The 25,153-nt window shown below is 36.7% G+C and carries 15 protein-coding genes; 2 read left to right on the forward strand and 13 right to left on the reverse strand.

The features are described from left to right. Window positions 1–156: 156 nt before the first annotated feature. The 7 genes from C8N28_RS05975 to C8N28_RS06005 form a co-directional block, all read right to left on the reverse strand. Complete coding sequence (locus C8N28_RS05975) at window positions 157–2,214, reverse strand: plastocyanin/azurin family copper-binding protein (protein ID WP_132222623.1); 2,058 nt, start codon at window positions 2,212–2,214, stop codon at window positions 157–159. 11 nt (window positions 2,215–2,225) lie between these two features. Next, the gene (locus C8N28_RS05980; RefSeq protein WP_132222625.1) at window positions 2,226–3,635 is read right to left on the reverse strand and encodes a family 16 glycoside hydrolase; all 1,410 of its coding nucleotides are present in this window, start codon (window positions 3,633–3,635) and stop codon (window positions 2,226–2,228) included. 107 nt (window positions 3,636–3,742) lie between these two features. Next, entirely contained in the window at window positions 3,743–4,855 is a 1,113-nt protein-coding gene (locus C8N28_RS05985) for a Gfo/Idh/MocA family protein (RefSeq protein ID WP_132222627.1), read from the reverse strand. A 44-nt stretch (window positions 4,856–4,899) separates the two neighbouring features. Then, window positions 4,900–5,763 carry a sugar phosphate isomerase/epimerase family protein gene (locus tag C8N28_RS05990; RefSeq protein WP_132222629.1) on the reverse strand — a complete coding sequence of 288 codons (864 nt, stop codon included), beginning with the start codon at window positions 5,761–5,763 and terminating at the stop codon, window positions 4,900–4,902. A 29-nt stretch (window positions 5,764–5,792) separates the two neighbouring features. Continuing rightward, window positions 5,793–9,473: a PVC-type heme-binding CxxCH protein gene (locus tag C8N28_RS05995; protein ID WP_132222631.1), complete on the reverse strand. Its 3,681-nt coding sequence runs from the start codon at window positions 9,471–9,473 to the stop codon at window positions 5,793–5,795. Between the two features lie 213 nt (window positions 9,474–9,686). Further along, window positions 9,687–10,577 (reverse strand): alpha/beta hydrolase, encoded by an 891-nt coding sequence (locus C8N28_RS06000; RefSeq protein ID WP_132222633.1) that lies wholly within the window; start codon window positions 10,575–10,577, stop codon window positions 9,687–9,689. Window positions 10,578–10,701: 124 nt separating this feature from the next. Then, entirely contained in the window at window positions 10,702–13,146 is a 2,445-nt protein-coding gene (locus tag C8N28_RS06005) for a glycoside hydrolase family 95 protein (RefSeq protein ID WP_132222635.1), read from the reverse strand. Window positions 13,147–13,698: 552 nt separating this feature from the next. On the opposite strand from C8N28_RS06005, the gene C8N28_RS06010 reads away from it, so the two are divergent. Both C8N28_RS06010 and C8N28_RS06015 read left to right on the forward strand, forming a co-directional pair. Further along, window positions 13,699–16,908: a SusC/RagA family TonB-linked outer membrane protein gene (locus C8N28_RS06010; RefSeq protein ID WP_221410210.1), complete on the forward strand. Its 3,210-nt coding sequence runs from the start codon at window positions 13,699–13,701 to the stop codon at window positions 16,906–16,908. Between the two features lie 10 nt (window positions 16,909–16,918). Continuing rightward, window positions 16,919–18,625: a RagB/SusD family nutrient uptake outer membrane protein gene (locus C8N28_RS06015; RefSeq protein WP_132222637.1), complete on the forward strand. Its 1,707-nt coding sequence runs from the start codon at window positions 16,919–16,921 to the stop codon at window positions 18,623–18,625. A gap of 146 nt (window positions 18,626–18,771) precedes the next feature. On the opposite strand, the gene C8N28_RS06020 is transcribed toward C8N28_RS06015, so the two are convergent. From C8N28_RS06020 to C8N28_RS06045, 6 genes are all read right to left on the reverse strand, one after another. Beyond that, entirely contained in the window at window positions 18,772–19,782 is a 1,011-nt protein-coding gene (locus tag C8N28_RS06020; protein ID WP_132222639.1) for a zinc-binding alcohol dehydrogenase family protein, read from the reverse strand. Between the two features lie 8 nt (window positions 19,783–19,790). Further along, on the reverse strand, window positions 19,791–20,621 hold the full coding sequence (locus C8N28_RS06025; protein ID WP_132222641.1) for an amidohydrolase family protein: 831 nt from the start codon (window positions 20,619–20,621) through the stop codon (window positions 19,791–19,793). A 9-nt stretch (window positions 20,622–20,630) separates the two neighbouring features. Then, window positions 20,631–21,671, reverse strand: a complete 1,041-nt coding sequence (locus tag C8N28_RS06030) for an aldo/keto reductase (RefSeq protein WP_246012762.1) — start codon at window positions 21,669–21,671, stop codon at window positions 20,631–20,633. Continuing rightward, window positions 21,658–22,950 (reverse strand): L-fucose:H+ symporter permease, encoded by a 1,293-nt coding sequence (fucP, locus tag C8N28_RS06035; protein ID WP_132222643.1) that lies wholly within the window; start codon window positions 22,948–22,950, stop codon window positions 21,658–21,660. Before fucP ends, C8N28_RS06030 begins: the two co-directional genes overlap by 14 nt. Window positions 22,951–22,975: 25 nt before the next feature. Beyond that, on the reverse strand, window positions 22,976–24,088 hold the full coding sequence (locus tag C8N28_RS06040; RefSeq protein WP_132222645.1) for an alpha/beta hydrolase: 1,113 nt from the start codon (window positions 24,086–24,088) through the stop codon (window positions 22,976–22,978). A gap of 178 nt (window positions 24,089–24,266) precedes the next feature. Then, on the reverse strand, window positions 24,267–25,151 hold the full coding sequence (locus tag C8N28_RS06045; protein ID WP_132222647.1) for an AraC family transcriptional regulator: 885 nt from the start codon (window positions 25,149–25,151) through the stop codon (window positions 24,267–24,269). Window positions 25,152–25,153 lie beyond the last annotated feature (2 nt).

Below are 25,153 nucleotides of genomic sequence, written 5' to 3' on the forward strand. Positions count from 1 at the left end.
AAGGGCAAAGGTCTTTAAAAAATGTGTTATTATAAATATTATGCAATATTAATGCAACAAACAATAACTTCTAATGCAACAAGTGCAAAATTAAACACAGGGCCAACGTTCGCACAGTAAAATTAAAGTATCAATAATTTAGATTATAATCCAATATCATTTAACTACTCGAATAACTCCTCTCATTACAAGATAATGACCTGGGTAAGAGCATATATAAGGATAAACTCCTGGAGTATTTGGCACATTCAAATAAATTGCTTGTGTTTCCCCTGGTTGCAAAATTTTAGTATATGCAATAACCTTAGAACTATTAGGAACATAATTCATCTTCTCTCCTTGCACGCCTAATTTCAACGCTAACTCTCCGATTTCATTTCCTGCACCAACTTCCGTCATTACAAAATTATGAAGCATATCATCGTTATTATTAAAAACTAACTTAAGCTTGGTTCCGACTTTTACAGTAATATTATCTGTACTAAACTTCAATCCCGACAATGTTCTCAGTGTTATCGTAAGATCGGCTTTTCCACCCCAATTTGCAGGCATTTGTACCGTATGTTTACCTAAAACTTCTTGATCTTTTACTGCTTGAGTTGTATTTGAATTACTAACCATTGATTCATGATCATGACCCATTGACATTTCAACTCTGTTATCATCTGTAATTATTACCTTCTCTCCATTAGGTATATTATTCAATGTGTAATACCCAAAATTATGTAATAGAGGACGTTGTTCTGCAGATAAAACACCTTCAGCTTTTATTTCATGTATGTATCCTTCTTTTAAACTATCTAAAACTAGTCGAACGCGCATTTTATCTTCAGACACGACAATTGCCTTAATCGCACGATCTGCTTGATTAATCGGAGGACTTCCATACGTACTATGATATTTATAAATAAAGTCTCCTATACTATAAGATGATACATCACGAGCGGACTTTTCATCAACTGGCAATGTAAATTCTATTTCAAAACCATCAGGCTGCGCCTTAATTGTTTTCATTTCAAAGGGCATAACACCTGTCCATTCCAGCTTCTGCAATCCAAACGGAGCACTTCCTGTAGATCCCCAACCGCGAGATGTCATTCCAACAAACATGGCTCCATCAGGACCCCAATTCATTCTTAATATACCTGAGGAAAATCCTTCCCGAAAAGGAAAAACAACTCCTTGATAAACACCCTTCACTTTCTCAAGAAATACACGCATAATTTTACTATGACCTTGATCCCCAACAAACAATTGATCTTCAAATGGCCCCATCTTTCCTTCATTATTATAATTAAGAATCCCTGATGTAGAAATCCCTAATATCGTGTGAGGAAACCATACAGCGGGCGTTTTAATTCCTTTAACGGTTTTAGCTACTTCAAACATAGGCTTTCCTGTATCTGGAATATCTGAAGGTTTCAATGTTATATTCGACTCGGGTTCTCCAGACCATTTCAAGCTACTCGGATTTCCCATAAAATCTCTTTCCGCAACATGTGAAATAAAGCCTGATCCCACCCAGTGACCTTGATTATCAGAATAGAATATATCTCCTGAACTATTTAACCCCATACCCGCTGGCGATCTAAATCCGGCCGCAAAAGGTGTCATTTTAAAATCTGGAGAAAATTTGAGCATCCAACCATGCCATTTTGAAAGGCTTTCACTATTCCCATTCCAACCAAGATTCAACGCTACAATCATATCACCATTCTTATCTAATAATGGTCCATAAGCATACTCATGATAATTTCCTGTTTCAGACAAAGGCCAAGAATACATTGTTTCATACTGGTCAGCCTTACCATCACCATCTGAATCTCTCAAACGAGTTAATTCAGAACGTTGTACAGCATAAATATCTCCTTTAATATAATTTAAACCTAAAGGTTCATGTAGACCTTGAGCAAATAATCTGTAAGTTGGCTGCCTTCTATCCTTCATTGAAGTATTGTCTATAATCCAAACTTCGCCTCGACGTGTAGAAACTGCCAGTGAACCACTAGGCAAAAATGTCATTCCACCTACCTCAAGAAGAAGCCCTTGAGGAATAGGCACTGTACTTAACCGATAAATATCATTTTCGGTGTATATCTTAACAGTATCATTAGCTGTAGAATTATTTATACTATTATTTTGTCCAAAGCTAATTGTTGAATATAGAACACCTATGACTGCTAAATATTTTATATAATTTATTTTCAGATTCATGTCAGATTAATTTACCAGATGATCGAATATTCCAATGAGGAGATGTTTTTACTAAATGCGATTACAAGTTCGTCTGCATTTCGCGATTTTCTAATAATAGGCTTCAAACGTTCATTTACTTTTATATAATATGATTTCCCGTCTATAACATATAAACCCTTCCCTAAAGATTCTATCACTTTACCGCTTGCTATTCTAAAATATAAATTTGTCGGTGCATTAGTAACACTAACCTCTCTTATCAAAGATTCTCCATTGGCTACCATTGAAATTTTATCATCAACATTAAATCCACTATACTCATAATGGAAAGTTACATTTTTGTTATTATCTAGAGAATAGCCTTTATTATGAAAATCATCAAATGGAATTGAATCTGGCCATATAGAATCTGAATTACTTAATAAAGCAACCGATGGTGCAGAAGACAAAGTAATCAACGCTCCAAGTGGGGTAGCTAACTGGGGTTCACCTCTAGACTCCCACATATCAGTCGCATCAACAAATCCTCCTCGCCAAAATTGTAAAATGGATCCTTGTTTTAAATCATAAGAATAATTAGTATGATTAGGATTTCCTACTGATATTACGTGCGTGCGCTTGCCATTGTCGAACAATAAATAACTTCTTAATACATATGGTTCTGCTTTAGCTTCTACTATAATAGGATTAACCATACGAAATCGCCTGGCAGCATCACCGGTTAATTGTTGAACAGGTTCTTCGAAGCTTTTATAACTTATATTTCTAAATGCTAAAACATGGTTCTCATCTGCTTGAAAAACGAGAGGCCCCTTTGTACTTTCATCATTAAAAATCGCTCCATCAGAAGGACCTTCTAATGAAATGCCTTGATGAATAAGCACTCCATTCAAATATACCTCAGCAAAACTTGCTTTATCTACTTTCTTCCCTGAACTATCAAAAGTAGGAGATTTGAATTTCACTTTTAAATGTTGCCATAAACCAGGTGCTTTCCCAACATTACTTATAGGCTGCTTTGTATGAAAGGAAATACTACTTTCTGCTTTATTAACATCTATAGTTCCAATTCTAGATAGGGGATTTTGACTTTCCGGCCAACTATCAGATAATTGGATCTTATAACGTCCCATTATATATACGGCAGAATTACTTCCATTAGTTGTTAAAAAATCAAAATCTATTTCAGTATCGCCCTCCAATTGCAATCCAGATACTAAATTAGTTGCGCCTTTCATTGGAGTATTCACAACAATGCCATTTCCCTTAACAAACTTTGTTGTTGATTTATTAAAATCTGTTATTAAATCAGAAACAATCAACCAATTTTCACCTGGTTTCTCGAATGCGTCAAAATTCGAAGTGGGAACAGAACTTTGAGAGAATACATAATTCGAACATATTATGCTCCCTAGTAATAGCAAGACAACTTTCTTCATAAAGCTATAATTTTAAAATTCGTTACAATTTAAAAATTAAACGTCAGATTTTTGTTACAATGCAAAAAATCTGACGTTTAAATAAGCAACAATAATAAGAGTCAATTTTAACTAAAGGTAAATTCAGGCAGATGCATAATCTCTCCTCCTTTCATTGCAGATTCATGTGCTAAAATACCTACACAGGTAATGTTAGCCGCCTCAACTGCATTAGGATAGGGTTGACGATTCTTCGATAATGAACTTACAAACTCATGAACTAAATGGGGATGAGAACCACCATGTCCGGATCCCTGGATGAAAGAAAGATGCTGATGCCCTTCTAAATCATACACAGATTCAGTTGTGAATTCTTGAATCTCTGTAGGTAATAAGTGAGCATAATCCTTAATCTTAACTCTTTCCGGACTTTCTCCGGTATGAATAACGCTATCTTCATGTTCAATCAATGTCCACTCAAAAGATTTTTTAGAACCATACACATCAAAACTCTCCCGGTATTGACGTGCTGTATTAAACAATGAACGGGTTACCTCAGCTGACAGATCGGAGTCCTTTAGCTTAATATGACAAGTTTCAATCGCAAAGGGAGAACCATATTTTGGTATCAGATTTTCATCAATCCTACCAGAACCGAAACAAGAAACATATTCAGCAGAAGCTTTTGGAAGTGCCAAAACCGGACTAACACAATGGGTAGCATAATGCATAGGCGGTAATCCTTCCCAGTAACCTGGCCATCCACCCATTTCCTGTTGATGCGATCCGCGCAGAAATTGAATCTTGCCTAATTCGCCATTTTCATATAATTCCTTTACAAACAAAAACTCCCGGCTATAAACCACGGTCTCCATCATCATATAGGTAAGCCCGGTTTCTTTTACAGCATCGACGATTCGTTTGCAATCCTCAACACTGGTAGCCATAGGAACTGTGCAGGCAACATGCTTTCCTGCACGCAAGGCTGCAATTGACTGCTCCGCATGGTTCTGAATCGGAGTATTGATATGAACCGCATCAACTTCCGGATCTTTCAACAATTCATCGAAATCTGTGTATCGCTTCTCAATCCCAAAAGCATTACCAATTTCCTCCAGTTTCTCTGTATTCCTCTGACAGATAGCATACATATTTGCATCTGGATGCTTTTGATAAATCGGAATAAATTCCGCCCCAAACCCTAATCCTACTATCGCTATATTTATTGGCTTATTACTCATTTCAAATTCTATTTACCTTATTAAAAATCGTATCTAATAATCATTTATTTCTCTTGCGACCACTTTCTTAAAAACTGCAAACCTTCCTCGGCAAAACCATCTTGACTTGGTACTAAAGGTCGCCACATACAAACAGCACCTGCTAACTCTTTATTGTCAGGAGTAAAACTTTCAATAGAAACAGTTTTATTATAATTAATTGCTGTTAACCCACGTTTATAGGCTCCCCAATTAGTTTCACCCGTTCCAGGTGTACCTCTGTAATTTTCCGATACTTGTAAGTGAACAAGCTTATCTCCAACGGAAATAATAGCTTTTTCAATATCTCGTTCTTCAATATTCATATGAAAGCCATCCAGAATAACCTTAGCTGAAGGATGATCAATATCTTTAATCAGCTTCATTACATCTTCAGCAGTATTTACAAGATCCGATTCAAAACGATTAAGAGGTTCAATAGCTAACTCTACACCGAAATCCTCTGCCATTACACATGCTTTTCTGATGTTAACTACAGCACGATCCCATTCAATCCGTTTCTGATCAGGAGATACCAAGCGTGCTTTTCCCACCGAAGAGTACATGGGGCCTGAAACAGATTCAGATCCCAATGCACTAGCTACTTTCACACAAGCATGAATATAATCAAAACTAGTTTGATGATAAACAGGATCATCATTTGTAAAATCCCTGCTTGGACCAAATGCCCCACAAATCATCGCTTTTAGATCATTTTTTAAGAGAGCTTCATTTACTTTCTCTACATCAATTAAAGAAGGGTCTTCTACTGGTATTTCAACAAAATCATAACCCATCCGCTTTATTTTGGGAAAAAGAGATAATGTATCAGAATTAAATGGCGATGTCCAAAGCCATGTACTAACACCAAACTTAATATCTAAGCCCATAAATTAATTTCCTTTTAATAAAGTCAAACTTATTTAACTACTTTCATTACTCCTTGCATCATTCTCCAATGTCCCGGGAATGTACATACAAAAGGATAGTCCCCTACCTGTGATGGAGCAGTAAATTCTAAGACAGTGCTTTCGTCCGGATCTAACAATTTTGTAGCATGCAACACTTCTGGAATGCGGGGAACATAGGACAAAGAGGCTGCATTCGCATTAAGTGCCATTTCATCGGCTGCCGCACCTACTTTATTTAGTGTTCCTGGTTTAATAATAATTAAATTATGTTGCATTTGATCTGGATTTGCAATACGAATACGTACTTTTTGACCAGCTTTAACCGTTACCAACTTCTTACTAAATGCCATCGCATTTGGAACAACATCTATTTGTAATACCGTTACATCCTGTGCAGGTGCATTCACAGGCTTAGCCGTTTCTGCAACAACTGTCTTAGCGGTGCCTGGTTTTCTTAATTCAATGGTAGCATCTTCCATACTCCCGGTAAATCTGAATGTACCTTCATAATCACCAATTTTATCATTAGTAGGTTCTTGAAGATCCTGAGAAGATCGCAAATTCAGGTCTAATGTCTTGGTAAATAATGCGGGAGCCTTACCCTTAGCCACCTGCTTACCGTCCACTTCGATACTCATTTCTCCACCTGCCAGTAACTTAGCAACCAATTCATATTTTTCTGGTAAAGCAGCATTTGAAACAGCCACATAAGATTTACCATCCTGCCGAACGATCATATTTAATTTGCCGTCCTGAATAAAGACTCCATAACCGTTTTCTCTTCCACCTTGACCCGCTATAAAACCTTGAATAGGTGCATTCGGATCAATAGCAACCTGCTGACCTCCTGGGCCATTTGGACGGCCATCCTGCTGGCTTGCACGACCAATAGCAGCTTTAATGATAATTTCCTTGCCAACCACATCCGGGCTAAAAGCTACTGCGCCAACAGAACCTTGTCTGCGAGCTAAGGAATATATCTCGTTACTCAAACCCTGAACAACCCGTTGAGTTAAGGTCAATTCGGTTGTACCTGAAGTCTTAAATCCAGCCGGCACTGATGACATAAATCCATCTTGATGTCTTATAGCTGCTGCATACAAAGCTTTTGAAATCCACTCATCTTTCGCATTCTCAGCATCCAGACTTGCTGTATATAATGCTTTACCTGCTTCTACGGAAGTCGGAAGTTGAGCCACAACAACGAACGCATTCATGCGCGTATTCAGATCAGGATCCTTTAATAAACCAGCCTTTTGAATCAATGCAAATGTCTGCTCATTTTTAGGCAGCACTTCCAGAGCAGCTTTTCTGACACCAGCAGAAGGATGAGATAAAGCACCAACTACCGCTTGAGAAGCCTCAGAATTAGAGCCATCTAATACTTTTAAACCTTCCAAGGTCCATAAAGCATTAATTGCGGGGCCATTCAAACCAATTTCATCAACTTTTTTATCATTAATTAGTTTAATCAATCCCGGTATTGCTGCCTTATTATTATTCTCAACCAATAAACGTTGTGCAGTCAATCGCCAAAATAAATTATCACTTTCCAAAGCGCCTAATAAACCAGCCGTGTTATCTTTAGAAAGACTAATGGGGGTATAAGGTTTAGCATCTTTATAAACAATTCGGTAAATACGACCTCGGTCTAGATCACGCATTGGAGTAATAAAAGCATTACCCTGACCATTTATAAATTGCTTTCCTTCAGAAACGGTAGGTCCAGGAGTAGGGTTATGCTGAATAATGAAGTTATACCAATCAGCAACCCAAACAGCACCATCCGGACCAACCGTTGCCTGAACGGGACCTACCCACTCATCTGAACTTGCTAATAAGTTCCATCCATCTACCTCTTTATAACCTGCTCCACTACGCTCAATTATTGCATTATGAGTAAGTCTACCAGTAGGCTCATTTACAAATGCAATGCGATTCCAATATTCCTTAGGAAAATTCCTAGCCGTATAAAAATCATGACCAGCCGCGGCAGTAAAACCTCCATGCACATCTACCTGTCTTAAATTAGGAGTAAGCGTATGCATATCACCGTGACCCTGAATGATGGAAAGAGGAATAACTTGTTGAGCAACATTTCTTCCTCCAGGTCTTCCATTGCTATTCTGTGTATCAGAAGCTTGAACAATTCTTTCAGGGAAAGGTCTTTGCATCAATTGATAAGGCATTGAGTAATAATCACTGTGATTACCGTTGGCTGTAGAAACAAAAACATTATTATCTTCCGTAAATCCTAAACCCCAGGTATTATTATTCGAATTTGCTAAAAATTCAAAATCAGTGCCATCAGGGTTAAAACGATAAACTCCTTGAGCAAACCTAAAACTCTTATTATCGATGGTATTATTAAATCCAGAATAACCAACTACCCCCCAAATCTTATTATCAAAACCATATCTTAAATTTGAAGGTCCTGCATGTGTATCATTCTTACCCCAACCTTCCATAAATTCCTGACGAAGATCCGCTTTATCATCCCCATCTGTATCCTTCAAGAAAACCATATGGGGAGCCATCGATATAATCACACCTCCATTCGCAAATACGATGCTGGAAGGGATATTAAGACTATCTGCAAAAATTGTAAATTTATCTGCTCTTCCATCACCATCGGTATCTTCTAATATCTTAATTCGATCGTTAGCAGCACCATCCGTTTCCACAAAAGTATTTGGATAATCTACTGACTCTACAATCCACAACCGCCCTCTTTCATCCCAAGACATCGCAATCGGATTCGTTATATCAGGCTCTGCTGCAAAAAGTTTAACTTCGAAATCAACCGGTACCTGCATTAAATCCATAGACTCTTCGGGTGTCAAGGCATATTGAAACTTTGGTGCAGGATCCCGTTTCTCATAATTAGGAACAATGATCGTATCGTTATATAAAACCTTCGGAGTTTTAAATGCTGCAATTTCAGCCTGAACTTTATCACCGATAGCCCACAATACTCCGTTTCCAATCAACTTCTGAAACATCGGATTTGTCCAGGTGCTGTCATTATGACCGTAAGCAGTATAAAACACTCTTCCTTTTCCCTGATTACGAACCCAGGTCCAAGGCTCTTTCACACCATTTTCTACACGTTCCTGCAATACCGTTTTATCAGGATTTATGTTACTATGAACATAGGTTTCATCCCAGGTCTCAAACTCATTAATACCTTCCATAACCGGATGAGTCTTGTTAACATTTACTGCGGTGAAATGACCGGTTTTATGCGATTTAAACTGACCTCCAATAGCTTGGATATACCACGATGAATTAACAAAACTCGCTGATGCAGAATGAATCGGGATCAATCCCTTTCCGCCTTCTACAAAGTCTTTTATCACTTTTTCTTTAGCCGGAGAGATCTTATCATAATTAGCATAGATAATCAGCCCGTCATATTTATTTAAATTTGCTGCATTAAGATCATTCGTATCGGTAGTATAAGTGATATTAATACCACGGGCAAACAAAGGAATGCTAAGCATAGGAGCAAACTTCCCGGAATTATGATGCGTATCTTTATGTCCTAAAAATAACACTTCAGCCCTACGCCCCGGAGGTTGCTGTTTGTCATTCTTGTCTCTTATATTAATTGAATGGTTATAAATACCGTTTGCAAGACTGCTAAGCAAAACACCGCTAAACAGCATTAAAAAGAAAATCTTCTTCATATAAAAAATTGTTTATTATGGTTTATTTAAAATGCAAACGTTGGCAATCAACCAATCAATAACCAAATTTAATAATGCTGACAATATTAGATCAATAATACCAATGCCAACGTTCGCATCCTAAACGTAAATATATATTATTATTTTAATATTTAAAAATTAGCATGAAATAAATGAAGCCAGAGCTGTTAATAGATCGATTTGTCTGCCTCTTCATTTATAAACATATTTTGTAAAAGTAGACACATCAACTGGCTTAAAGATTAATTGAGAAAACATATATAATCCATTCTTCCATACTTTAAAATCGTGCACTCCTGGTTCTATATAATAAATGTGTGGAACCCCTTTTTCAACAAGGTAATCATGTGTGCGTTTGCTGAAACCAATTAACCCGTCGTCAGCTCCACATGATATCCATAACAACTTTAATTGCTTTTTTGCAGCATCAGGGTCAGGAATCAACTTTTCTGGCGCTTTTGTATTTGGAGCTGAAGAAAAACCACCAACCCAGGCAAATTTGTTTAAATTACCTAAACCAAAATTCAAAGATTGTCCTCCACCCATTGAAAGCCCCGCAATAGCACGATGCTCTCTATCTGTTAAAACAGGAAAATTACGTTCTACAAAGGGAATTAAATCATTAAGTAAGTCTTCTTCAAAGACTGCGAAGCCTGCTACTTTATCAGCCGCCATATGGTTTCCTATTGCACGGTCATCCTTTATGGCTCTTCCATTAGGCATTATCACAATCATTGGCTCTAACTTTCCTTGAGCATATAGATTATCTAAGATCACATGTGGTTGACCTCCATTGTACCACTCCTTTTCATCGCCACCAATGCCATGTAAAAGATATAGTACAGGATACTTTTTACTCTCTGAGTAACCTGGCGGAGTATAAACTAATGCTCGGCGGATGGTGCCAACAGTTTTGGACTCGTAACTAATAGTATCGATCTTACCGTGTAATATATTTTCCTGATAGACATCAAAACCAACAGGAGCTTGTTTCACAATATCTTGTGAATAGGCAGGGGCTGTAAATGCAACAAGCATACTTACAATAAAAAGAAACTTTTTCGTCTGTAGTATTATTTTCATATTTAATTATTACTTACTAGGTTTTCATTCATAATTAGGTTAGGCACAAGCATAGATTTCCTAAACTTTCATTTAATAGAAAAGCATAATGTACTTCTGCTAAAATAGTAAATATCATATAACTTTATCCTCCAATTAATGTATAACTTTTCCCTTTCTTAGTTTTGATATCATAAAGCCAATTCTCAGGCATAGAAACACTTAGATCCTTATTTGATGGCTTAATAAGGGGCGAAGGTATATTTACTATTTTATATAGCGGATTTGGATTAACTCCACTCGACTTCTTCAGCAAGTTGTTTGTTTCAGCCTGATTTAACCTTACACGAAGATTACCACCAACTGATGAGTGCACAACCAAGCGCGTTACTTTATGATTATCCCAATCCATATCAATAATAAAACCGCCTCTGGCTACCAAACCTTTTACACTTCCTTTTCCCCAAACATCAGGCAAAGCAGGTAACAAATAAACAAATCCATCATGGCTTTGCATCAACATTTCAGCAACACCAGAAGTATATCCAAAATTACCATCGATTTGAAAAGGAGGATGTGCATCAAATAGATTTGGATACGTACCACCTGATCCTCTTCCTACAGGCGCAATTTGATCAGTTATTAGCTTGTAAGCATGATTGCCATCAAGTAAACGTGCCCATAAATTAATTTTCCAAGCCATTGACCATCCTGTTGAAACATCACTGCGATAAATCATTGAATTTTTTGCTGCAGCAAAAAGTTCAGGATTACGGAATGGCGATATCTGATTTCCAGGAAACAAACCATATAGATGCGATACATGACGATGATGGTCAGTTGGAGAATCCATATCCTCTAACCACTCCTGTAACTGGCCATATTTACCAACCTGCATAGGTGGAAGTCTCTTTCGATAACTTAGAACACTATCAGCAAATGCTTTGTCGATATTTAAATCAGCAGCAGCACTCGCAACAGCTGTAAACAGACCATAAACTAACTGATTATCCATTGTTGTACCTGCAGAAACAGAGACCTGATCTCTGCCTTTAGTAAGATAGGCATTTTCAGGCGATACTGAAGGAGATACAACCAACCAACCATGTTCCTCTTCTGGCTGTAAAACATCAACAAAATACTGAGCGGCACCTTTCATTAGTGGATAATACTTTTTAAGAAAAGCACGGTCTCCAGTATACAAATAGTGTTCCCAAAGATGCTGACAAAGCCAGGCATTACCTGTCGGCCAAAGTCCCCAAAATGCACCATCAACAATACCTGTAATTCTCCATATATCTGTATTATGGTGTAATGACCATCCCCTTGCACCGTACATTTCCCTTGCAGTCGTCTTTCCAGTAACAGATAAGTCTTCTATCATATCAAAAAGTGGTGCACTCAGCTCTGATAATTGTGTAACTTCACTTGGCCAGTAATTCATTTGGGCATTTATGTTTACCGTATATTTACTGTCCCACGCCCCTTTTAAATCGCCATTCCATATACCTTGTAAGTTTGCAGGCTGCGAGCCGGGTTGAGACGATGAAATAAGCAAATATCTACCAAACTGAAAATAGAGCTCTGCCAATTGCGGGTCTTTCCCATTGGCAAAATCTTTAATCCGAACATCTGTAGTAGCTTTTGCAGCTTCACTTATACCTAAATCTAATTTTACCCTATTATAATACTCTTGATAAAACTTAGAATGAGCATGTAATAACGTTTCAAAATCCTTTTTATAAGCCTTATTCAAAATACTTTGTGCACGACTAAAGGGATCTGCACTAATATCATGATAATTTACAAAGTTGGTAGCCATAGATAAGTAAATTACTGCAGTATCAGCGTTATTAATTTTGATGCCTGCCGTATCAGCAGTAACAACACCGCCAGAATTTTTTACACGAGTGATAACATTAAATTTAACCTTACCTTTTTGATTTTCATGATCACTCCCTAAACCCGATAAAACCAGATCTCCCATATGGATTTCTTTATTTTCTTTAAGTGGGCTTTGCAATGTAATATCGCATGTGATCATCTTAGGTTTGTCAGCAGTCAACCTAACCATTAAAACATTATCAGTAAAGGATGTGAAATATTCCCTTTTATAACGCACTCCGTTATGAACGTAGCTTACTGATGCGGTAGCATCTTCAATATTTAAATCTCTTCTATATTCCGATGTATTTTTGTGGTCAGAAAAGTTAATATATAGGTTTCCAGCTAGCTGATAAGGCATACCACTATTACCTTTCGGACCCAACAACTTATTGGCCACTAATTGGGCTTCTTCAAACTTTTTTTGAACCAATAATGCCCTAACCTGCTCAATGCCGGACTTAGCATTAACATCATTATTGTTATTCGGCCCCCCAGCCCATATGGTTGATTCGTTTAACTGTAATCGTTCCATTTGAGTTGTACCAAATACCATTGCTCCAATATAACCATTACCGATAGGTAATGATTCGTTCCAATTACTGGCCGGCTCATTATACCATAAAACATTTTCTTGTGCCACAGCAGTTACATGACAAACAAGCAAACTTAGAAATGCAATTAACCTTTGATAATTAAGTTTCATAATTCTTTTTTTTATATAATTAAGTTCCAACCTACCGGACTAGCGAACAATCCAAAATGGCAAATAAAGTAAACTATAATTGGCCTCCAAATAAATGCTTTAAATTCAATCTAAGATTACACATAATTACCCTGTTATTAAGGAATATTACCATCGCCAATCTTTTACTTTTCTACGTGTCTCTTGTTATCCTGATCTTATGCAATGTAGTAAGTTCGACCGAAAAAGATAGTACAGACTAATAAGAGACTTAAACGATTCTGATTTTCTTAATATCTTTCAAACTCCTAATATTATTTAAACTATCTGACTAGTTATACGAAACATTACAATCAATGGTAATTTCCCTTAATAACAGGGTAATTATGTAAAACCATAAGTCTTTTCTAAATCCTTTATTTGGTTGTTAAGCTACAGCCAAAATGTAGCACCATTTATTAACCAATTATAAACGTGATGCGTATGATATAAAAGACAACCCAATTTTGCAATGTAAGAAAGTGTATGCAGCAATTCTGGTGCATACTAAATCAAAAACAAACCCAAAAAATTATGAAAGTAAAAAAATCTACCCTGTATTATGCAGGATTTCTATCGCCAAAAAATTTGTCGATCAAAAGAATATTGTTACCCGCTATTATGATTGTGGCCACGACAAATATAATGGCTAAAGAAACAAACAAAACACTTGTAAATTCAAATAATTTAATTCTATTACAAACTGAACAACAGGCGAACGTTATAACAAGAGTAATTACCTCTAATAACCAAGCCCTCGGAGGAGTTACAATATCTCAACTTCAAGTTTCGGGAAAGATCACTGATGATGCTGGTATGTCATTGCCAGGGGTGAGTGTAAAAGTAAAGGACACCAACATTGGAACCGTATCAGGTATTGATGGTAATTATACTCTTCCTGCTTCTGGAGAAAATACAGTTCTTGTATTTTCATACCTGGGATTTGAAACTAAAGAAGTGGTAGTAGGAAATCAATCTACTATTAATGTAATCCTTGTACCAAGTAAATCTTCCTTAGATGAAGTTGTTGTAGTTGGATATGGTACGCAAAAGAAAGCAACGTTAACTGGCTCTGTAGTAGATGTGTCTGGCGAGGAGCTAACAAAAAGTCCAAGTGCTAACGTCACTGCGTCTCTTCAAGGAAAATTACCAGGTATGATAGCCGTACAACGAACTGGAGAACCAGGAAGAGATGATGCCAATATATTAATTCGCGGGAATGGAACAACCGGAAACAATTCACCACTTATTATCATTGATGGTGTTGAACGTAGTTTAATTGGTCGGCTAAATAATGAGGATATAGAATCCATATCTGTATTAAAAGATGCATCCGCTGCCATTTATGGAGCCCGTGCAGCGAACGGTGTTATTTTAGTAACTACTAAAAAAGGGGAAATCGGCAAACCTGAATTTAGCATTTCACTTAATAATGCTTTTAGCCATCCTACTAAGATTCCAGATATGCTAGACGCTGTTACTTTTGCTCAGGTTTATAATGAAGGTAATTACTATAGAGCTGGTAGACCTGAAAACTCAACACCTTTCTACTCTGATGATGCTATACAAAAATATAGAGATGGTTCTGATCCCGTTCTATATCCAAATACCGATTGGATGGGAGAAGTAGTAAAAGACTACTCACTTCAACAAAAACTTAACATGCAAGTAACTGGTGGTTCTGAAGCAGTAAGATACTTACTTTCTTTTGGTACAATGAGCCAAGATGGAGATTTTAAGCACAATCCTACCGATTATAAACAATATAACTATAGAGGAAAAATTGACGTAAACATCACTGAAAACCTTAGTATAGGTGCAAACATAAGTGCCATTCTTAGTAAAAAGAACTATTCAATTGTTGGAGGTGAAATCAATTTCGTAAACTTGTTACAAGCTAGCCCGTTATTGGTAGCTAGATATCCTAACGGGTTGATCGCACCGGGTAGATTTGGAGAAAGCCCTCTTTTATTAGACCAAAGAGGTTTTAATAATACCAAAGACGAACCTATATATTCTACATTTACACTTGGCTACAAAGTTCCATTTGTAAAAGGTTTAAGAATTGATGCTTCATACAATTATGATTTAAGTCATGTATTTCAAAAAAGATTTAATCTGCCCTATACTTATCATGAATACAATGTAAATACTCAAGAGTACGATCTAAAACAAGGTACTGGTGCTTCAACAGTAGAACTTTGGGACAGATTCACTAGGTATACTACCCAATTATATAACTACAGGCTTACTTACGAAAATACATTTGGCGATCATAATATAATGGCCATGGTAGGACAAGAACAGCAACAAAATACAAGTAACTGGACTGAGGCTTATAGAAAGAATTTTGTAAGTCCGGCTATCGATCAAATTAATGCAGGTAGTAGTTCTGCTGAAGATAAGAATAATGGAGGTAATGCATCAGCAAGTGCATATAACAGCTATTTAGGTCGTTTAAGTTATGATTTCAAATCTAAGTATCTGTTTGAAACATCATTCCGCTATAATGGATCTCAAAATTTTCCTAAAACCACAAGATATGGTTTCTTCCCAGCAGTACAAGCTGGTTGGCGTTTATCTGAAGAGGACTTTATTCAAAATGCCCTCCCTTTCGTTAACAATTTAAAGGTTAGAGCTACCTATGGAGAAGTTGGAAATGACCGTGTAAGCCAATATCAATATTTGCAATTATTCTCATTAGGTGGCAATTATGTGTTTGGTAGCAATGATGCACCAGGAGTTACTTCTAGCACATTACCCAATCCTAATATAACTTGGGAAGTTAGTAAGAAAACAGACTTTGGATTAGAAGCTTCTCTTTGGCAAGGATTGTTAGGTTTTGATTTTACTTATTTCACTGAAAAAAGAACCAACATCTTGGCGGCTAGAAATCTTTCAATTCCAGCCATTTTAGGTTTCCCTTCCTTACCAAACGAAAACATTGGAAAAGTTGATAATAAAGGTTATGAAATCATCATAAACCATAGAAATACATTTAATGAGTTAAGATATAATATCTCGGCGAACATGGGTTATGTAAAAAGTAACGTCGTGTTTTTAGATGAAACACCAAATCCAAATGCGCCATGGAAAAGTGTAACAGGGCATCCGGTTGGAGCCAATCTAATTTATAAAGCAGATGGAATATTTCATACGCAAGCTGAGTTAGATGCCTATCCTCATCAAAGCGGCACACAGGTCGGAGATATTAAAATTATTGATTATAATAATGATGGTAAAATTGATTCTGATGACCAATACAGATTTGACAAGTCATCTACTCCAGAAGTAGTATTCGGTATGAATATGAATTTTGAATGGCGTAGTTTAGACTTAAATGTATTCTTCCAAGGACAAACCAATGTTTACAACTATGATAGTAATTTTGCAAACTTAGGAAACGCGAATTTTACGAATGCTTTTGTCGCAAGAGCAGCTGATCGATGGACTGAAAGCAATCCAAACGGCACCATGCCTAGATCCGATGGTTTCTCACCAGGAACAAATACATTCTTTTTATACGATGCCACATTTATTAGATTAAAAAGTTTAGAATTAGGTTGGACAGCACCTAAGAAATTAACTTCTACAATTGGATTAAATAGCGTGCGCTTCTATGCAAGTGGTTTCAATCTACTTACTTGGTCTAAAGAAAATAAGTGGTCTGATCCAGAAGGAACAACTGCATTGGTTTACCCACAACTAAGAACCATAAACTTAGGAGTAAATGTTAAATTTTAAAAAGAAGGAAATGAAAAAATTAATTTTATTAATCATAATGAGTTGCGGATTTTATTCTTGTAGCGATAATATCCTCAACCTTTCGCCAATAGATCAAATTAGCGAAGATGCCGTATGGACAGACTCTAAGCTTTTAGCTGCATACCAAACAGAGCTATATAACTCCATACAACATGGTTTCAAAATACACATGCAATCTAAAGCTACGGACGAAGCTTTTGCTAGTATTGACTTTGATATAGGTGTAATCCCAAGAGGTAATCTTAATGCAGATAATGTTGGTAATGTATCCAATGAGCATTGGACTGGCGGGGGTAACATTTACTATTGGAACACCGGTTTTAAATACATAAGAAAAATCAATCTTTTTCTTGAGAAAATGGAATCAAGTACACTTGAACTTAATGATAAAGCGAGATTGATTGCTGAATCAAAATTCTTAAGGGCGTTTATTTATTTCCAGTTCATTGAAAGATTTGGAGGTGTCCCTATTGTAGATAAAACTTTTAATCTAGGAGATGAATTTTCTTTTACAAGAAATACATTTGATGAAAATGTCGCTTTTATTGAATCTGATTTGAATGCAGCCATACCTGACTTACCAGCCAGATATGCCTCAACCGATGCGGATTTTGGTAGAGCTACAGCAGATGCATGTAAAGCATTGAAATCTCGATTATTCTTATATGCTGCTTCACCACTTTTTAATACTACTAATGATCGAAGTAAATGGGAAAAAGCAAGAGACGCCGCTAAAGATCTATTGAATAGTGGATATTCATTACACCCAGATTACACCACACTTTTCAATCAACCAAGTGGTTCTGCAAATAATGAGATCATCTTTTCCAGACAGTTTTCAAGTACAAACTCTCACCAAAACCCCATGAATAATTTAGGTCGTAGGTATGGTGCTTACGGTGGATGGTGGTCTAGTAACGGTCCTTCTCAAAATTTAATAGATGATTATGACATGATCAATGGCGAGCGTCCATTTATTTATTCAGGTAGTGGGGCCAATATCACTAAAAGTGTTAACCCTCTTTCTGGATATGATCCTCAGAACCCGTACAGCAATCGCGACCCACGTTTAGATGCGACAGTTATACATAATGGAAGCCAATACCATGGTGATACTTTTGAAATGTGGGTAGCATCCGACGGAAATACCTGGGGCTATGACACCTACAAAGAAAGTGGAGATAATCCTCGTTCAAACTATCAATTAAAAAAGTTTATGCCAGACGTTAATACACCTCTTAGCTGGCAATACAACTATACAAACCCATGGATAATATTCCGTTTGGGCGAGATATATCTTAACTATGCCGAGGCTTCGTTTGAATTAGGAGACGAAGCTACAGCAAGAGAATATCTATCAAAAGTTAGAGATAGGGCCAGCGTTAACATGCCAGCCATACCTTCTACTGTAACAGGCGAAGCATTAAGACAAAGAATCTACAACGAACGTAGAGTTGAGCTAGCATTTGAGGAACACAGATACTGGGATGTAAGAAGATGGAAAATTGCTGAAGATGTTGGAAACAGACCAATTTACGGCATGGATATATTTAAAGATACTAATGGTAATTTAGAATATGTTCCCGTTTTACTACTTAAAAGAACATTTCTACCTAAAATGTATTTATTACCTATTCAAACTAGTGAAATTAATAAGAACAATGGTTCATTAAGCCAAACTCCTGACTGGCAATAACCAATAAATTTAGTTGTTTTACATTGAATGCGCCATTGCTATAAAACAATGGCGCATTTTTTATTAAGAGAAATATAAAACAACCCCTAGGCTATAGAAACAGCAGCTTTCTCTATTAGAGTAATTGTTTAAATAGGTTTAAACAATTATAGATTAGCCATTGCCTTAATTACAGACGACTTAGGGTCAAGCCAGCTTTTAAAATCGGTGCTAAGAGTACTAAAATCTGAACGATGTGTTATATAGTTCATTGGGTCAATCAACCCCTTCTTCATTGAATCAATCACATGCTCAAAATCAGCCCTTGTGGCATTTCTACTACTCATTAGCGATCCTTCACGCTTATGAAACTCTGGATGGCTAAACGATATTTCTTCTTTCTGCAAACCTATCAGAATAAGACGTGAACCATGTGCCATATATTGAAATGCAGAATTTATAGCACTTCGGCTACCGGTTGCATCTATTACAACAGTAGGCATTTCACCACCTGTAATCTTCCGTATTTGCTGCTTTACATCTAAACGTGCATTAACTGTATACTCGAAGCCGAGTTTCTCCTTACAAAATGCTAAGCGGCTATCCTTAATATCCATAGCAATTACTCGCGCTCCAGCGATTCTGGCAAATTCCATTGCCCCTAAACCAATTGGACCTGCACCAATAACTAAAACAAATTCATTCTCAACAATAGAAGCACGTCTCACGCCGTGAACTCCAATAGCTAGCGGCTCTACCAATGCAAGCTCATCATAAGTTAACCCATTACCATGTACTAATAATCGAGATGGAACGGACAAATATTCCACCATGCCACCATCCATGTGTACTCCACAAACCTTCAAACTTACACAACAATTAGGTTTACCATTATTACAAGCAATGCAATCTCCACAATTAATATATGGAATAAAGGTAACAGGTTCGCCAATAACAAAACCTGGCGCATTATCAGCCTCTATCAATTCTCCAGAAAGCTCATGCCCTAGAATACGTGGGTAATCAAAATAGGGTTGCGTACCTTGGAAAGCATGTAGGTCTGTGCCACAAATACCTATTCTTTTAATTTTTATGATTGCATTATTCTCAGTTAATGATGGCCGATCAGCCTGTTTATACTCAAATTTTCCCGGTTGGGAACAAACTAACGAATCCATTTTCATTCTTATAACCTATAAAACTCAATTGCATTTTTGCCAAAAACCTTCTGTTGTTCCTCATCACTATATCCTGAAAAATAGTTTTTAACAATCTCATAAACCTCACTAAAGGATCCGGATAATGTACAAACCGGCCAATCCGACCCAAACATAACCCTGTCAACTCCAAAAGCTTCAACAACAATATCTATATAAGGGTCAAACTCATCTGCTGACCACTGATTCCATCTTGTTTCAGTAACCATACCTGAAATTTTGCAGAACACATTCCTATACTTGGAAATTTCGATTATATCGGTACGCCAATTTTCCAAGATATTATCTTTAATAAAGGGCTTGGCAATATGATCGATAACGAATCGCTGTTCGGGGAATTTTGCGACCAATTCTTTAGCAAATTGTAACTGGTCGGGATTTATTAGAATATCATAAGTATAATCATACTTAGTAAGTAGCGATATTCCATTTAAAAAATCAGGCCGTAACATAAAATCCCGTTGCTGTTCACCTTGAAGAACATGACGAAACCCTTTTAATTTTTTAAATTGACTGTAATAATCGAGTCTTTTCTCTACATTGGGGGACAAAAGATTTACCCAACCTACAATACCTTTAATAAAGTTATATTGTTCGGCATTGAGTTGTTGGAAATCATTTTCTTCTTCTGACTGATTTGATTGAACAACCACACAACCATCAAATCCATTTGCTTTTAAGGCTACGCCTAACTCTGGCGGTAAATAATCCCGTTGAAGTATAGCCATATCTTCTGTAATCCATGAATCCCTTATTGGATCATATTTCCAAAAGTGCTGGTGCGAATCAATCTTTAGCATTTCGGAAAGTTATTTTAGAAAAGCCAAAGTGTCATCTATCAGCCCCTGTTCAATTAACTGCGTCCAAAACTCCTGAGGAATAACGGTTTGTATCATATCCATATTTTGTTTAATTCGTTTTGGATTAGCTGTATTCAGTGCTATACTTTTTACTCCTGGAGCCTTCAACGCAAATGCTACACACGCTTCTGCGGGATTAATATTAAAAGTTTCGCATATTTTAAAGAAATCATAACGCCATTTTATAAGATGATTATGCCCTGGCATATCCGAATTCACTAGCTTGTAGTCGTAAAAGTTACTGCCAATTAAAAAACCCGAGTGGAAAACAGCAGAGTTAATAATCGGAATATGTTTTTGCTCCAATTCACGCATAAACTCTAATAACTCTATTGGATGACTTTTTAGAGTCATACTATTCGCTATCATCACCCAATCCAAATCTACATCTTTTACAATGCGAGAAATTATTTTCCAATCTTTTGCTCCTACCCCAACTGAACTCACCTTACCACTTGTCTTTAAGTCAGACAATGCACGATATGCTTCAAGTATATCATTATACCGTTTACTTTCATCTTCAGAACTATTAGCTTCTGCTAAATATTCATCGGGGTCGTGAACAGAAACCATCTGCGGAACATAGCCTTTTAGCAATTCATTTCCTTGCTCAAAACATTGCATCATTCCCTGGTAGCTGATCATCTGTACCGCATCATGTTGAAGGTCTATCCAAACATCTTTTTCAAAAGTTGGCTCTGGAGTCTTTAGCTCGGTCCTAAACCATCCCAACTTATTGCTTATAAGTACCTTTCCTTTCTCAACCTTTAAGTCATTCAGATATTTTCCAAGTGATTCAAGAGCCAATCCTGCGCCATATTTTCCGGCCGAATCAAATACAACCTGGCTTGCCGATTGATCAACACACTCTTTAACAATTTCTCTTTTTATCTTTTCCTCAAGAGCAACAAATAAGTTTCCAAGACTGCTTGTCCCAAATATAACTTTCGGAAATTCTAATACCGCTGAATCCATTTTAATGGTGCTCATGAGCTAGTTCTTGTTTCAATTTAGAACCGTATAATGCATAATAGGTTATATAAACATACCCGATAAGTGGTATAACCATAGCAATAGCCATACTCATTGATTTTTCGGCTATGTATCCCATTAAAGGTGGAAATACAGCACCGCCTACAATAGCCATAACCATAATTGATCCAGCTAATTTTGCATTTTTTCCAAGTCCACGGATACTTAAAGCAAAGTTTGTTGGATACATCAGCGACATAAAAAAACTAGTGAGAAATATAGCCCAAACACCTATCATACCAGGGATGACTATTCCAATACCTACTAATAAAATATTGATCATACCATATAAGGTCATTAACTTATTGGGAGGAATAAATTTCATAAAGTACGTTGCAGAGAAACGTCCGATACCAAAGGCGACCAATGTTCCGGTCAAAAAGTAACCAGCAACCTTTTCAGGCTGACCTGTAAAGTCTTGAACATAAGTAATAAAAAAACTCCAAGTACAAGTTTGTGCCCCACAGTAAAAGAACTGAGAAATCACCCCTTTATAAAAATGAGGGTATCGGAGCAAATCTTTAATAGTAGTTCTATGACTTCCATCTTCGACTTCATCATTGCTCTGCGGAAATCTTAAAAATGCTAGAATAACGCCCCAAATAACAGCGAAGCCACCTAGTACAAGATAAGGTGTAACAACACGCATCGTTTCTTGTTCAAGATAGGCTTGATACTGTCCACTTAGCTTCAAAGCTTCTATTTTTGAGGGATCATGCTCAATACCTGAAAATATAAATACGGTACCCAGCAAAACACCTAACACAGCTCCTATCGGATTGAAAGCTTGCGAAAAATTAAGACGACGTTCAGCTGATGCCGCACTTCCCATCTCAACAATAAAAATATTAGCTCCTGTTTCCAAGAATGTTAATCCGGAGGCAATTACAAACAATGCAAATAAAAAATACTCATACTTTCCAGCAATTGCAGCGGGCCAAAATAAAAAGCAGCCCGCTGCAAAAAGGAATAAGCCAAGACATAAACCAACCTTATAAGAATAACGCTTTATTACGAGAACCGAAGGAATCGCAAGCACAAAATAACCCAAGTAGAAAGCAGACTGAATTAATCCGGCTTGAAACCTGGTTAATTCAAATGACTTCATAAATTGCGTTATAAGAACGTCATTCATATTATTGGGAATACCCCAAATGAGGAATAATACAGTTACAAATGAAAATGAGACTACATTATTTCTTGGGATAAACCCTAACACTTCCGAATTTTTAGACATTATTGCTGTGTCAATGAATTATTAACTATTTAAATAATAATGGCGCAAGTTCACAAAGGCTGCGGCGCCAGGTTAAAAACTCATGAGCTGTGTTTTCTGATACATAAGAAACAGCGTTATAACCAGCTGCTTTCAATGCAGTTGCCGCATTTCTAACACCATCTGGTCTTTCTTTGCTGCCAGCACTTAAGAAAATAAGTTTCGGTTGAGATTTACCTTTAAGTTCTTCTGCATTATAAGTTCCACCACTTAGTAAAGCATAATAAGCAAATACATCAGGCTTATTTAAAGTAATAGTATGCGTTTCCATACCTCCCATTGAAAGGCCCGCCATCGCACGGTTATTCCTGTCTGTAAGCGTCCTGAAGTTTGCATCAAGATAAGGTATCAATTCATCTATCAAAACTGTTTGAAATCCTTCTATTTTAAAGTCTCTCATGCCACCAAATCTAACTTCATTAGTCATACCGTATGTCATTACGATAATAAAGGGTTTAACTTTACCTTCAGCTATCATATTATCCATTATTAAGTTAGCACGGCCTTGATTGCTCCATGCAGTTTCATCTTCACCCCAACCATGTTGAAGGTATAATACTGGATAGCGTTTTGAGTCTTTACCATAACCCGGAGGAGTGTAAACAAATGCGCGACGAGAAGTATTAGTGCTTTTAGAAGGGAAGAGTATCTGCTGCACATTACCATGTGGAACATCTTTCAAGGCATAGAAGTCCTGGTCATGCGCAGGTATTTCGATACCACTTTCCCAACGAACAGAACCATAATAATTCAACGCGCCTGGGTCGTTAAATACACCCCCATCAATTGTTAGATGATAGTAATGAAATCCTTCATCCATCGGTCCTGCGGTAGTACCGGTAAAAAAACCATCAGCTCCTTTTGTTAATAAAGTGCCCCCTTGTCCTCCTAAACCTAAGCTCACTCGAATACTGTCTGCTTGAGACGCTTTTACCCGAAATCTTGCGTATCCCTGAGAATTTACCTGTGGATACTCTTGTCCGGGCTGGTTAAGAATTGAAGGTTTAAAATCATCCTTTATTACAGACTGTGCTTGTGTCTGAAAAATGCTTCCTACAAATATTATTGCGAGGGCAATGCTTAAAAACTTTAATTTCATTTTTGATAATTTAGATTATATAATGGTTTATTTATCACTCTTGAAAGACGTTGATTACTGTCATTCTAGATTTTATTTGGCAATTGCAATTTGCATCCAAATAACTGCTTTAATCCAATCTATGATTATAAATAATTACCTCATTATTAAGGAATATTACCCTGATGATTGCAATGCATTAAGTCTCATCAAAGCTTCTAGGCATGTAGCTTTGTTTATAATTTAATGGAGTCTTTCCTGTAATCAATTTAAACATGGAATGAAAAGAAGAAAAATTATTGAACCCACTTTCATAACATATCTGCTTAATACTAATTTCATCCTCGAGAAGCAATTTGCAGGCATGGCTGATCCTTATTTCGTTAACAAATTGCAGATATGTTTTATTGGTTTTGGCTTTAAAATAGCGGCAAAAAGAATTAGGTGTTAAATTAGCTATTGCCGCTATTTCCTCAAGCAATATTTTATCTTTAAAGTTCGCAAAAGAGTAATCATAAATAAGCTTAATCCGATATTTATCTCCTTCATCAAAATTGCACATAAAACCAACAGAAGATAATGGCTTTCCACTATTAGTCAATCCAATAAGAGCCAATACTTCCATCAACAAAATAATACGTGTGTGCCCTTCAGCACTGACCAATTGTTCAATTAAGCCCGCAATTACAGGTTCTTTCTTCGCAGAGATCTGTATCCCCCTTTTTGCATTATTTAAAGTGTGTTTTATAACTTTGTTCTCCGGAACATTGAGGAAAGTTTGACCCCAGAAATCTTCAGAGAAATGTATTACCGTAGCATATGGATTCTCACCTTGCCGCTCTATATGATTTTCGTTATCGTATTTCCAGTAATGTGGCAAATTAGATCCAAGCAAAACTATATTGCTTTGTTCAAATCTTTTAATACTGTCACCCACAAACTGCGTACCTGATCCCTTATGAAAATATATTAGTTCAATTTCCGGATGGTAATGCCATCTATTATTAATGTTTGGCAAACAGTCTTGTCTTGTGCTAAAGGATAGTACTGGCTGATGAGATACTTTTAATAATTCTGGTTTCATAA

It is taken from the genome of Albibacterium bauzanense (genome assembly GCF_004339765.1).
Taxonomy (GTDB): domain Bacteria; phylum Bacteroidota; class Bacteroidia; order Sphingobacteriales; family Sphingobacteriaceae; genus Albibacterium; species Albibacterium bauzanense.